At 33.4% G+C, this 13,428-nt stretch carries 12 protein-coding genes and 1 pseudogene; 7 read left to right on the plus strand and 6 right to left on the minus strand.

What is annotated here, in order from left to right:
- Positions 1-8: 8 nt before the first annotated feature.
- From UH1x_RS08970 to purD, 3 genes are all read left to right on the plus strand, one after another.
- On the plus strand, positions 9-755 hold the full coding sequence (locus UH1x_RS08970) for a glycosyltransferase family 2 protein (protein ID WP_482626262.1): 747 nt from the start codon (positions 9-11) through the stop codon (positions 753-755).
- Positions 756-776: 21 nt separating this feature from the next.
- Positions 777-2,141: a sugar transferase gene (locus UH1x_RS08975; RefSeq protein ID WP_482626263.1), complete on the plus strand. Its 1,365-nt coding sequence runs from the start codon at positions 777-779 to the stop codon at positions 2,139-2,141.
- 193 nt (positions 2,142-2,334) lie between these two features.
- Positions 2,335-3,606, plus strand: a complete 1,272-nt coding sequence (purD, locus tag UH1x_RS08980; RefSeq protein WP_482626264.1) for a phosphoribosylamine--glycine ligase — start codon at positions 2,335-2,337, stop codon at positions 3,604-3,606.
- Positions 3,607-3,663: 57 nt separating this feature from the next.
- Here purD and UH1x_RS08985 read toward each other — a convergent pair whose 3' ends face one another.
- On the minus strand, positions 3,664-3,885 hold the full coding sequence (locus UH1x_RS08985) for a DUF6341 family protein (protein WP_482626265.1): 222 nt from the start codon (positions 3,883-3,885) through the stop codon (positions 3,664-3,666).
- 148 nt (positions 3,886-4,033) lie between these two features.
- On the opposite strand from UH1x_RS08985, the gene UH1x_RS08990 reads away from it, so the two are divergent.
- Genes UH1x_RS08990 through UH1x_RS09000 form a run of 3 tightly spaced genes read left to right on the plus strand, consistent with a single transcriptional unit; the run spans position 4,034 to position 6,536 of the window.
- Complete coding sequence (locus tag UH1x_RS08990; RefSeq protein WP_482626266.1) at positions 4,034-4,855, plus strand: DUF6427 family protein; 822 nt, start codon at positions 4,034-4,036, stop codon at positions 4,853-4,855.
- A 39-nt stretch (positions 4,856-4,894) separates the two neighbouring features.
- A complete protein-coding gene (locus UH1x_RS08995) occupies positions 4,895-5,497 on the plus strand; it encodes a DUF4254 domain-containing protein (protein WP_482626267.1) in 603 nt (200 codons plus the stop codon).
- Positions 5,484-6,536 carry a glycosyltransferase family 9 protein gene (locus UH1x_RS09000; protein ID WP_482626268.1) on the plus strand — a complete coding sequence of 351 codons (1,053 nt, stop codon included), beginning with the start codon at positions 5,484-5,486 and terminating at the stop codon, positions 6,534-6,536. The genes UH1x_RS08995 and UH1x_RS09000 overlap by 14 nt, the downstream gene beginning before the upstream one ends.
- Here UH1x_RS09000 and UH1x_RS09005 read toward each other — a convergent pair.
- Positions 6,533-7,150 carry a TetR/AcrR family transcriptional regulator gene (locus UH1x_RS09005; RefSeq protein WP_482626269.1) on the minus strand — a complete coding sequence of 206 codons (618 nt, stop codon included), beginning with the start codon at positions 7,148-7,150 and terminating at the stop codon, positions 6,533-6,535. The genes UH1x_RS09000 and UH1x_RS09005 overlap by 4 nt on opposite strands.
- A gap of 288 nt (positions 7,151-7,438) precedes the next feature.
- On the opposite strand from UH1x_RS09005, the gene UH1x_RS09010 reads away from it, so the two are divergent.
- Positions 7,439-9,547: a M48 family metallopeptidase gene (locus tag UH1x_RS09010; RefSeq protein WP_482626270.1), complete on the plus strand. Its 2,109-nt coding sequence runs from the start codon at positions 7,439-7,441 to the stop codon at positions 9,545-9,547.
- 84 nt (positions 9,548-9,631) lie between these two features.
- Here UH1x_RS09010 and arsS read toward each other — a convergent pair whose 3' ends face one another.
- The 4 genes and pseudogenes from arsS to UH1x_RS09030 all read right to left on the minus strand — a co-directional run bounded on the left by arsS (position 9,632) and on the right by UH1x_RS09030 (position 13,428).
- Positions 9,632-10,687, minus strand: coding sequence for an arsenosugar biosynthesis radical SAM (seleno)protein ArsS (arsS, locus tag UH1x_RS09015; RefSeq protein WP_482626271.1), 1,056 nt, complete (start codon positions 10,685-10,687; stop codon positions 9,632-9,634).
- 210 nt (positions 10,688-10,897) lie between these two features.
- Complete coding sequence (locus tag UH1x_RS09020) at positions 10,898-11,233, minus strand: arsenosugar biosynthesis-associated peroxidase-like protein (RefSeq protein WP_081819435.1); 336 nt, start codon at positions 11,231-11,233, stop codon at positions 10,898-10,900.
- Positions 11,234-11,470: 237 nt separating this feature from the next.
- Positions 11,471-12,133, minus strand: a pseudogene (locus UH1x_RS09025) (metallophosphoesterase family protein); the annotation flags it as partial.
- The gene (locus tag UH1x_RS09030) at positions 12,088-13,428 is read right to left on the minus strand and encodes a sodium:solute symporter (protein ID WP_482626272.1); all 1,341 of its coding nucleotides are present in this window, start codon (positions 13,426-13,428) and stop codon (positions 12,088-12,090) included. The gene UH1x_RS09030 and the pseudogene UH1x_RS09025, both read right to left, overlap by 46 nt.

Genomic DNA, 13,428 nt, shown 5'->3' on the forward strand with positions numbered 1-13,428 from the left:
TTAATAAAATGAGTGATTTAGTATCCATTGTTACACCGGTTTTTAATAGTAAGCAATATATTATTTGTCATATAGAATCTGTTTTAAACCAAACATATTCTAATTGGGAACATATTTTGGTAGATGATTGCTCAACTGATGAAAGTGTTCAAATTATAGAAGAATATGTTCAGAAAGATGCCAGAATTAAGCTTCATAGATTATCGGTTAATAGTGGAGCAGGTATTGCGAGAAATAAGGCTATAGAACTGGCCCAAGGTAATTACATTGCGTTTTTAGATAGTGATGATATATGGTATCCTGAAAAATTAGAAAAACAACTAAGCTTCATGAAAGAGAATGATTATCACTTCACTTTTACCGATTATGATATGATTGATGAAACTGGTGGTAAACTAAATAAACTTGTGAAATGTAAATTATCTGTAAACTATAGTCAAGCTCTTTACAAAAATCCAATAGGGTGCTTAACAGCAATTTATAGTGTTGATTTTTATGGAAAGCAATTTATGCCTGCTATTCGCAAACGCCAAGATTTTGCACTTTGGCTAAAATTATTAAAAAAATCTAATGGGTTTGGATTAAACCAATGTCTATCATCATATCGTATAGGTAATGAATCAATTTCGTCCAATAAATTTAAATTACTCAAATATGAATGGCAGATATATAGAGATGTCGAGGGTTTATCATTTTTGAAATCTGCATTTTATACTGTTTCTGCTATTTTTTTGAAATTGAAAAGTTACATTTGATTGTTATAAGTACAATATAAAATGCCAAACCCTTCCATTTTAAATTCAATTGAGAGAAAATTTATTCTCTTAGTAGGAGATTTAGTAATTATTATTGCGAGTCTAAATGTATTTGTTAGCAATGCAATTGATATTGAGTTTTTATCTTTAAAATTAAAGGTAGTTGTAACTCTATTTGGAGTATTTTCATTTTTAACCCTTTCCTATATTTTAGATCTATATAATTTACAAAGAACTCTAAAAAGAAAATATGTAGTATCACAAGCTTTGTATATAACTGCATTATTTGTCTTCATAGTTTTTATTTTTTCCGTATTATTTTTTGACACTAGTTTTTGGAGAATTCCATTGTTGGTTTTTCTTATTCTAACACCTATAGAAATAGCTCTTTGGCGACTTTTTTTTGTAAATGTTTTTAGGGTAATACCGACTACGCGAAATGTTTTATTAATATATGATAAAGAAACTGAAAAACATTTTAGAGAAGTTACTTCATCTATTGATGGGGAAGATGTCGAAACTTTTTATAAAGTAAAGCTAACTTATAACTTAAATCAACACAGCGAAGTAAGAAAGAAGTTTCTAGTGGCAACTGAAAAAGTAGATTCGTGGATTGTTAATATTAAGAACTATAGCGAATTTCCAGATGATTTAGAAAAAATTCTTTTGAGGTCCATTCTTAAAGGTAAAGAAGTAATATCGTATACATCATTTTACGAAAACACTTATGAAGCCTTGCCAATACAATCTCATAATGATAGTTTTTATGAAATTTTACAATTAAGAAATAGAAAAATTAGATACTTGCATACTATTTTTAGTTTCTTAGTTAATTTTATTCTTTCATTAATTGTTGGTCTTGTATTAGTGTTATGTATACCATTCGTTTTTATTTTAAATATTTTCTTCAATAGAGGACCTTTGTTTTATACACAGAAAAGAGTAGGGCTTCATGGTAATGAGTTTAAAATTTACAAGTTTAGATCGATGGTGGTTAATGCCGAAAAAGAAGGAGCTAAAATGGCGGTAAAAAATGATGCTAGAATAACCCCTTTTGGTCGTATATTGAGAATATTTAGAATTGATGAATTACCTCAGATATTATCAGTGATAAAAGGAGATATGCAGTTTATCGGACCGCGACCGGAACGTAAAGTATTTGTAAACCAACTAAATTCATTAGTACCTTTTTATGGAACACGCCATTTAATAAAACCAGGTATTACGGGTTGGGCTCAGGTGAAGTATAAATACGGGGAAAATTTAGAAGATTCAATAAAGAAGCTAGAGTATGATTTATATTATATTAAAAACAGATCAATTACTCTAGATTTACGTATTGTATTTAAAACCGTAACAACTGTTTTATTTTCTAGGGGTGTTTAAATATTATACTCAATTATAATAGTGTTTTTGCCCTTAAAATATTTGATTTTGTAGACTATGGATATGATTTAAAATCGTATACGATTATTTTAAATCCTTGTCTCATGAAGACTTACAAAAGAAAGAGCATAGAGATTTCTCTACTAAATAAGGTTATATAAAAGCAAAAAGTAATTTTGCAAAAATTGAAAAAATGAACATTTTAATTTTAGGATCAGGTGGTCGTGAGCATACTTTTGCTTGGAAATTGGCTCAAAGTAAAAAACTTTCTAAACTATTTGTTGCACCTGGGAACGCAGGTACTGAGAAAATTGCCACTAATGTACCAATTGGTGTAAATGATTTTGAAGCTATTAAAGAATTGGTTTTAAAGGAGAACATTGAACTTATTATGGTTGGTCCTGAAGATCCTTTGGTAAATGGAATTCATGATTTCTTTTTAGAAGATGCTCAGTTGAAAAATGTTGCAGTTATCGGTCCTGAAAAATTGGCGGCTACTTTAGAAGGTAGTAAAGAGTTTGCGAAGGAATTTATGATGCGTCATCAAATACCTACCGCTCAGTATAAAAGTTTTACTGCAGAAACTGTTGAAGACGGATTTAAATTTTTGGAAGAACTGAATCCTCCGTTCGTTTTAAAAGCTGACGGATTGGCTGCTGGTAAAGGTGTTGTTATTCTTAATGATTTAAACGACGCCAAGGTTGAGCTAAAATCAATGTTGGTTGATGAGAAGTTTGGTGCTGCTAGTGCAACTGTGGTTATAGAAGAATTTCTTGATGGTATTGAATTAAGTGTATTTGTGCTAACTGATGGTGATAGTTACAAAGTGCTTCCAACAGCTAAAGACTATAAAAGAATAGGTGAGGGTGATACCGGACTTAATACTGGCGGTATGGGTGCTATTTCTCCGGTTCCTTTTGCAAGTAAGGCTTTTATGGATAAGATAGAGCAGCGTATTGTAAAACCTACCGTAGAAGGGCTTAAAAAGGATAATATGCCTTATAAAGGTTTTATTTTTATCGGACTTATAAAAGTTGGTGATGATCCTAAGGTTATTGAATATAACGTTAGAATGGGTGACCCAGAAACTGAAGTAGTTTTACCACGTATTCAAAACGATATGGTAGAATTGTTAAATGCGGTTGCTGGGCAAAAACTATCAGAGATTGATTTAAAGCTAGATGAAAGAACAGCAACAACTGTTATGACAGTATCTGGTGGGTATCCTGGTTCTTACGAGAAAGGAAAAGAAATTTCTGGTATAGATGCTATTAGCGAATCTTTGGTATTTCACGCTGGTACTACGCTTAAAGATGGTAAAGTAGTTACTAACGGTGGTAGAGTAATGGCCATTACTTCTTTTGGTACCGATTTTAAATCTGCACTGGCGCAATCGTATAAAAATGTAGAGAAGCTTTCCTTTGAAGGAATGAACTATAGAAAAGATCTAGGTTTCGATCTTTAAGTATAAATCAATTATCGGTTTTATTTATTAAAAACCGATAATTGATTTAATTTTATATTATAAGTAAGAGTGAGAAGTACTTGAGGTATCTTCCTCTCCTGTATCATTGTATTTCTTCAATTCAAGCATCCAATAAACAAAAGCAACTGAACCAATCAACATAAATATCCAGTTTAAGATATTTGATAATGCCCAGCTATCTGTAAAACGCAAAAAATCTAACGGTGCAAATAGTACATTTACGAACAAATCTGCAATACCTTCAAAAAATGATTTCATCTTATTACTATATTTACCAGCAAAAATATAAAAAGCTTAGATGATTTCAAGCATTTTTGAGAAAACAAAACCGGTGAATTTCATAATTCTTCTGGTTTTTTTGTTTCTTTTCTATTGGTCGGTTCAATTTTACTTATTCGATTTATCGATGAGCAATGTAGAAATTGCCCCTTCAATCGGTATTCTAACGATTCTTCTTTTTAGTGTTTTCGTTGTTGACTTTGTGGTTAAACGTAATAAACTCACGGGTACCAATTCATTTGCTATTTTGTTTTTTACGCTATTATTTGTTGTATTCCCAGAGACCTTAGGAGATAATAACGCAATTTTTACTAGCTTTTTTCTGCTTTTAGCCATGAGACGCCTTTTAAGTATTAAGTCTCTGAAAAATATAAAGCTTAAAATTTTCGATGCCGGACTTTGGATTTGTATTTCGAGTGTATTTTATGAATGGGCTCTGTTATATTTATTGTTGGTTTTTGCTGCTATTTATATTTATGATCCAAAAAATATAAGAAATTGGCTGGTTTTATTATCTGTAGGGTTCTGTTTTTTTATGATACTCTACGGTATTTTAGTGTTGTTGGATAAGCCAAGTTTTATTCAAGATCATTACGATTTTGCGGTTGATTATGACGCTATATTTCCTATAAAATGGTGGACTAGCTTAAAAATGACACTCTATGCCTTGTTTAATATGGCGCTGGCCTTTTCAGCATTTGTTAACCTTAGTAAATCTGGTGTTGGTAAAGTCATAATTATGCGATTGATTGCATTTTCATTTGTAATTGGCTTAATCGTTAATATTCTGGTTACTACAGAAAACAATAATGCGGTCATGATTACCTTTTTTCCTTCTGTGGTTTTTATAGTTAATTATTTGGAATCCATTAAAAAACCTAAGCTGTTAGAGTTAATACTTGTTGCTAGTATAATGGTGCCTATTATTGTTTTTATAACAAAACTATAGTTTTATCCTATAAACTTTATCTTTGTAAAAAAGTCACCTATGTTTAGCGAATTCGCATTTAATATATTTAATAAAAGTATAGAGAAGTATCATATTAAAGATGATGTATATCAGAGTTTTAAAAATCCTTATTCTAAAGAGGATATTGAACATTTGTTATATAGAAAGAACTGGATAGATACGGTGCAATGGCATTATGAAGATATTATAAGAAATCCTGATATTAATCCGGATGACGCTTTGGTGTTAAAGCGTAAGATTGATGCAAGTAATCAAGATAGAACAGACTTGGTAGAATTTATTGATAGTTATTTTCTTAAAAAATACCAATCGGTAGATGTTCATTCAGACGCTACTATTAATACAGAAAGCCCTGCTTGGGCTATTGACCGACTTTCTATTTTAGCATTGAAAATTTACCATATGGCGGAAGAAGCTACTAGAGCTGACGCTTCTTTAGAACACCGCGAAAAGTGTCAAGCTAAATTAGAAGTTTTGCTTGAACAGAAAAACGATCTTTCTTCGGCAATAGACCAATTACTTACGGATATTGAAAGTGGTGCTAAATATATGAAGGTGTACAAGCAAATGAAGATGTATAATGATGAGGAACTAAATCCCATCCTTCGTGGTAACAAATAGTACCAAACATATTCTGGTCATACGACTATCCGCAATGGGTGATGTTGCTATGACCGTTCCGGTTATTTTGGGTCTTATTAAAAAATATCCGGAGGTAAAGATTACCGTTTTAACCAAAGCTTTTACTGCGCCAATTTTTGCTAACATACCTAATGTAAGGGTTTATAAAGCCGATGTAAAAGGAAAACATAAAGGTGTTTTAGGACTATGGACATTATACAAGGAATTAAAATCCTTGCATATTGATGCAGTCGCAGATATTCACAATGTACTGCGAAGTACCATTTTACAGCAGTACTTTAAACTTTCTTCGATTCCCTTTATCCAAATTGATAAAGGTAGGGTTGCAAAAAAAGAATTGGTTAATCCGCAGAGAACATCTTTTATTCCTTTAAAAACCACTTTTGAGCGCTATGCTGAGGTATTCGGTAAGTTGGGTTACCCAATTGCTGTATCAGAGATGGAAACCTTGCCAAAAAGGACTATCCCAGAAAATGTGTCGTATTTAAAAGATACCAAGGCTAAATCTCTAATTGGTGTAGCTCCGTTTGCCGCTTTTAGCGGAAAAATGTATTCACAAAATCTGATGGAAGAAGTGCTAGGCTCATTGAATTCTTCTAATAATTATCAAATTGTATTGTTTGGGGGAGGAGAGAAAGAAATAGAAATTTTGAGTAAATGGGATGCTCAGTTCAACAATTGCCATAATGTTGCCGGCAAATTATCTTTTTCAGATGAATTGAAACTTATATCCAACCTTGAATTAATGTTGGCAATGGATAGTGGAAATGCGCATTTAGCAGCAATGTATGGTGTGCCAACCGTAACAATTTGGGGTGTTACTCATCCGTATGCTGGTTTTTTCCCTTTTAATCAGCCAGAGCAAAATGCCCTTTTATCTGATAGAAAAAAATATCCTGCTATACCCACTTCTATTTATGGTAATAAATTTCCTGATGGTTATGATAAGGTTATGGAAACAATATTACCTGAAACAATCGTTCAGAAAATCAGTGAAATTTTACGTGATTCGGTTTAAGAATTTACGGGCTTAGCTTCTATACTTTTAAAGTATTGACGTATCTGAGACATAAATCGATATTTCTTAGAAGAAGGTGCTGCACTGGTCATTAAAACTCTTACTCCAAAATAAGAGCTCATTATAAAAGTAGCTGCAGCTTCACAATCTGCATGGCGGTCTAAATAGCCATTAAATTTACCTTTTTGTAGAGCAGTTACTAGATTTACCTCCCATACAGTAACAATCTCATTTAGATGACGCATAACAACATCATTCTTACCATTGAATTCTGCCAAAAAATTACTTAGAACACAACCATAATCCATTTCATTATGCACTGCGGTTTCCAAGGCATCGTCAAAACATTTTGTTATAAGTGTTAATGGATTATCATGACCCTCAATAGGTTCAATTAAGGTGCTGTATATTTTACGTGCAAGAAGGTTTTCTATAATTTGTATGAAGAAATCTTCTTTAGATTCGAAGTGATAATAGAAAGCACCTTTAGAAAGGTCTAGTTTTTTTAGAATATCATCTACACTAGTATCATAATACCCTTGGGCATAAAATAATTCTAATCCGGTGTTCTGTAAACGTTGCATGGTTGCCATGCGTTTAAGGCTCTTGTTCATAATATGTAGATTTGGGTAAATCCGACCATGTGGTCTTTTTACATAACAGTTTACCTCCTAAGATTATTTATAAAATTGGATGAAATGTAATATTTTTTCGATGAATGTTTGAAAATTGGTCAAAGAACAACATTTTCAATATTAAAACAGACTAATAAGTTGGTATACAAATTATTGCATTAACCTACATAATGCCATATTAACCTTAAGATATTTCTTGAATAGGATTAAAATAAATCTTGTTTATAAAAGTTTATGATTCGTACCAAAACCAATAATCGACCATAAATGATTAACTCTTTCTACCCAACAAGTCCTACTGAAATCCCTAAAAAGTTAACTGGTTTAACAAGCAGCTATCAATTGAAATCATTTTTAGCTATACTGGCCATTGTATTATTTTTTGCGCTTTATGCCGCAATGGTAACAGCATTGGGTTATTTGCTTTACTATGCCGTCATCTATGATATGGGGCATATTAATAAGTTTACTATTATTCTTAAGGTAGGTGCAATTGCAGGGGCAGCAATGCTATTTGTTTTTACACTCAAGTTTATTTTTAAGCTCAAAAACCATAAACCGGTAAACCGTATTAAGTTGGTTAAAGAAAAAAATAAATTGTTATGGAGTTTTATTGATCAGATATGCAAGGAAACAGGTGCACCAAAGCCTAAGGCTATCTATATGGATCCTGATGTCAATGCTTATGTATCATATAGCAATATGTGGTTAAGTTTATTTTTACCAATAAGAAAGGAATTAACTATTGGTATGGGTCTTACAGATTGTCTTAACCTATCTGAATTTAAAGCGGTAATTAGTCATGAATTTGGTCATTTTGCTCAACGTAGCATGAAAATCGGGAGTTATATTATATCTGCCAATACCATTATTCATGACATGATTTTTGAAAGGGATAAGTGGGATGATGCTCTTGATCAATGGCGTGCATCTGACATTAGGCTTTCTGCTGCGGCTTGGGTAATTACACCAATGATATGGGTTATAAGACAAATTCTAAATTTGTTTTATCAGTTTTTGAATTTAATGTATTCTTCATTGTCCAGAGAAATGGAGTTTAATGCAGATAAGGTTGCCGTTAAAACTTCTGGCAGTGATGCAATTATTTCCGCACTTTGGAAATTAGATGGAGGCTCAGAGGCATGGGGTATAACTGTGAACAATGGTATTTTGGCGGGCAAAAAGAACATTTTCGTTAAAAACCTGTATGCCAATAACGCGTTGGCCAATAAAAGAAATGCTGTTGAGCAAATTAAAGCACTTAAAGAATTGCCTACGGACATTAGAGGTGGTAAAAAGTATTTTTCTGCTTCAGAACATTCTAAGGTAGGCATGTATACAAGTCACCCGCCTAATGATAAGCGAGAGAATAGTGCTAAATCACCATATGTTTTTTGCGAAATTGATGAGAGGTCTCCCTGGAATTTATTTGAAAGTAGAGAAGAAATTCAGATGGAAATGACTTTATTGCTTTATAAAATGTATTTAAATCAAGTTCCAAAAGAATGGCAATCTTCTGAAGTATTAGAAGAGTTTATAAAGTCCGAAACCCAGGGAGCAGAATTGTTCAAAGAATATGAGAATACGTTTTCTAACCGATTTTTTCAAATTCCGAATGCGGAAAAGTTATCAGCTGCGTTACTAGAAATTGGTACGCCCACAAAGAAGGTTTTAGCTAGCTTAAAATCTGAATTAAAAGATTTAATGCTACCAATTAAAGAAATAGAAACTTTAATTGTCAAAGCTCAAAATATTGCTCAAGGTACAACTAAGGAAAAGACTTTTTCTTTTAAAGGGGTTGAGTATAATAAGAAAACATTAGAGAATGGATATAATTTTTTACTAAACAAAAGGGAGGAGCATTTTAACCAAAGCTTTGAAAATTGGGATTATTCTTTTTGTGCGTTCTTTATTCTGCTGGCTAGAAAAGATGGTAAAGAAGAGCAATTGCATCGACTTTATAAGCAACATGAAACGCTATCTATGTTCTATAGAAATATGACTACTACCAAGAATACAATTTACAATCGTGTAATTGAGGTTCAGAAGGTTGGCGAAGTAACCAAAGAACATATACACTCATTAACCGCAAGCGTAAAAAAATCATTTGATTCGTTAAACGAGGAAGTTAATAATTTGGATAAATTAGATTTTGTTCAAATGCCAAATATTGAATCTATTCAAGAACTAAAGGAAGCTTTGGTAGAAAATGGAGAATTGAAAAAAGAACATGGATTAATTTTTGAAAATGGAGGTTTTAATAAGATGATGCAGCAATTAGAAACAACTATTTTCAATTGTCAAAGAATAGACCAAAAAAGTATTAGTAGCATTTTACTGTTTCACAAGCAATTAGAACTGTTGTTAGAGGAGTAGATATGTACAATTCTTAGTAATTAAAAACACCAAGCTAACGTATTAACTTGGTGTTTTTTGTTTTAAACTAAACTGCTTTTAAGATTATGCAACGGTACCCTGGCAACTACTACCGGCACCCGCTGTACAGCCATAGCAATGTTGAGATATAATAATGTTTCTATCGTTCAAAATATCCTCGTTATAATCTTTTATATGTTTCACTTTGCTAGCTACTTTTAGGTCTAGCATTTGGTTAAAATCACAATCATACAACCAACCATCCCAACTAATTGAAATGGTATTGGTGCACATCACATTTTCTACTGCAGAGGGATTATAAGCTTCTACTAGGGCATACATATAATCTTCATAATTTTCTGATGCGATTAAATAATCCAAGAAGCGCGCAATTGGCAGATTGGTAATGGCGAAAAGATTGTGGAACTGAATATCAAAATCTTCTTTTAAGGCTTTTTTAAAATCCTTTTCCATAGCTGCTTGGTCGCCTGGTAAATAAGCCCCAGATGGATTATAAACCAAATCCAACTTTAAATCGCTACCTGGCATACCATAGCCCCTTTCGTTCAATTCTTGTAATGCCTTTATCGACTTGTCAAAAACTCCGTCCCCTCTTTGCTTATCCGTTTTTCCACGGGTATAGTGTGGCATTGAAGAAATAACATGGACGTTGTGTTTTTTAAAGAAATCCGGTAGATGATAGTACTTCTTATTTGCTCTTATTATCGTCAAGTTAGAACGAACAATAAAATCTTTGATTCCGGCTTTAGCAGCTTCTTCTACAAACCACTCAAAATCAGGATTCATTTCTGGTGCACCACCGGTTAAATCTAAGGTATGCGCACCTGTATTTTTAATCACCTCTAAACATTGCTGCATAGTTTCACGGGTCATAATCTCCTTACGATCGGGTCCAGCGTCTACGTGGCAATGCTCGCAAACCTGATTACACATGTAACCTACGTTAATTTGCAAGATTTCCAGCTTTTTTGGGCGTAAAGGAAAATGCCCTATGTCTGCAATTTTATCTTTAAAGTAAGGAAGCTCGCCATCAGCAAATATGCCTCCGTTCAATATTTCTAACTGCTTGTTGGAAACCGCTAAATCGTTCCCTTTCGCTTTTAATGATTTTGTAGCCATTTTTTAGTTGTTCGTTGTTCGTTGTTCGTTGTGGGCATTTTGTAAATGCTTTAAACTTAAACATGACAACAATTAATTTCTTATTCTTAACCATGGATATTCATTATGAATATTCCATTTGCAATTTTTTAAACTAATTTAAATTTCAATCAATTGATTATTGCAGAAAGCTGCTACGAACAACCATCAACCAACAACCAACAACGAAATTTACATTGACAATTTATTGTACTTATTCATCATCTGTACACCATGAACCAATGTTGCACCGCTTTCAATGGCAGCACCTACATGAACGGCTTCCATCATTTCTTCTTTCGTAATTCCTTTTTGCAATCCGTCTTTGGTATACGCATCAATACAATACGGACACTTTACTACATGAGACACTGCTAATGCAATTAGAGATTTTTCTCTAGCGCTTAGTGCGCCTTCTTCGAAAACTTTACCATAATAATCAAAAAATTTAGTTCCAAGCTCTTCGCTCCACTCGGTAATTTTTCCGAATTTTCTTAAATCTGCTGGGTCGTAGTACGTATTTGCCATCTTTTTTTGTGTTTTAGGTTTTATTGAATTTTTTAGTTCTTGGTTAAAATGAATGGGAATTCCCTGTCCCATTTTTTCTAGTTCGGGAAGTATTTCCATATTGTCCCAAATGCCAGAGGTAAGTGTATCGCCGTAGGCTTCTGGTAAATGGTTTTTATACATTAATTTTTGTGCGGTTTCTGCATCATATTCAAAAGAGTGATGTGCGTAAGTAACTTCACCACCCTCAATATTCAAGATCATATACCATACGCGAGTAGTGCCATCATTTGCCGGCATACCTATTACACCAGGGTTCAGCCATACCTTCTCTTTTATGGTTTGATGAAATGGTAAGCCACAATGCCCCGCAATAATGATATCACTTTTAGTCTCTTGAAAACAACGTTCTTTACTTTCTGTAGCGTTTGATTTAAATACAAATTCTGATGTATTACCATAGTTGCCATGGACTACCGTTACTCTTTTATTCCCATAATCAAAACTTAAGTATTCTGGAATTTGCTTTATCCAACCTAAAGACTGTTGTGATAAATGTCCTTTAGTATAGGGAAACCACATTTTTGAAAAATCGTCGCAGCGGCTACCGCTTTTAAAATCGCAGCCACAATCTTCACTATCGCTTGCTAGTTGCAATTCTACATTTCCGGAAATACTAAGTGCTCCCCATTTTTGAAATAGCTGTACTGTTTCTTCAGGTTGTGCGCAGTAACCGGTAAGATCTCCTGTACTTATACAATTCTCTGGTCTAATTCTTGCTTCTTCGGCAATAGAAATTAATTTCTCCAATGCCTGTAGATTACTATACACACCGCCGAAAAGCAACAGCTTTCCGCTTTTGGTACCAATATGTTTTATTTCTTTATCCATGTGGGTATTATATAAACGAATAGGCAACATAAAATGCCCCAAAAATTAATCCATAGTAAATTGGCATACTTGCCAGTGGTAAAAATTAAATTATCTGGAAACCAGTTAAAAATTAAAAGGAAACCAAATATCAATCCAATAAAAACGCTCAAATGAAAACTGATTTTAGGTGCTTTATCTTTCCAGAATAGAAAAACAGGGGTTAGTCCTATAACCATTGTACCACTAATAGTTGTGGCCGATAAAATTTCTGCATCTAAAAAAACGGGTACGGTACCCAAAACAGCGATTGCTACCATAGACCAACGACCAAATCTTAAAGTGTTTCCCAGGTTTAGATCAAGTGCCAGTAATTTTGAAAATGATGAAAATGTAGAATCTAAAGTGGATGCTGCGGATGTGATCATGATGAAGTTGATGACCAGTAAAATCATTGTTCCAAAAGCCTTACCAACTTGAACAGCCGCTTGACCTTGCATACCTTGAGATTGGGCATAAACACCAATAAGGCTAAATAGAATGATACAGATTGCACCTAGTACACTTGCCCATAAAAAACTCTTCAATGTTACTTTCGGACTACTGATAAATCCTCTATCGGTTAATACCGGGTCATGAAAGGGATAGCTGAACGATTGCAACAAGGCAGCAAACAATAAATTAAGTCCGGTTTCAAAAGACCAAATACCTGAATTTATAACTGTTGTCATACTTATGGCATTGTCTTTTCCAAAAATAGTGAACAATATTACCGCTAATAGTATAGAGAATAGCCCCATTTGGACAACATCGGTAAAAATTGAACTGCTCATGCCTCCTTTGAGTACATATGCCAATGTTAGTCCGGTAAATACTAAGATGGACCAGTAATATGGGCTCGTACCCATATCACCAAAGTAAGAACCAATAACCATGGTATTGCTCCAGACTTCATTGAATAACCGAAATGCAATAAGAATTGAAAAAACCATTACCGCAGTTTTTCCAAATTTTGAGGATAAGAAATGATGAATACTGGTATACTTACCATGTAGCCTCATCTTATAAATTACGATACCTGCCACGGCAAATGATAGATAGTACCCTGCATAGGCAACACCACCAACAATACCGAAATCCAATCCTAAATTTGCCGCATTGGTAATGCTTTTGGCGAAAATCCATGAGATGATCAAACTACCCATTAGCATAAATGTGTTGGGTGCTTTTTTCTTTTGAACGGCTTTAAAAAACTGATTGGTATCTTTTGCCCATGGGGAAAGGAAGAACAACACCAAACTTGATGCTATTATCAATCCCCATTGCCAAATCTTTACTTCAGTCAT

It is taken from the genome of Maribacter sp. UH1, assembly GCF_056839145.1.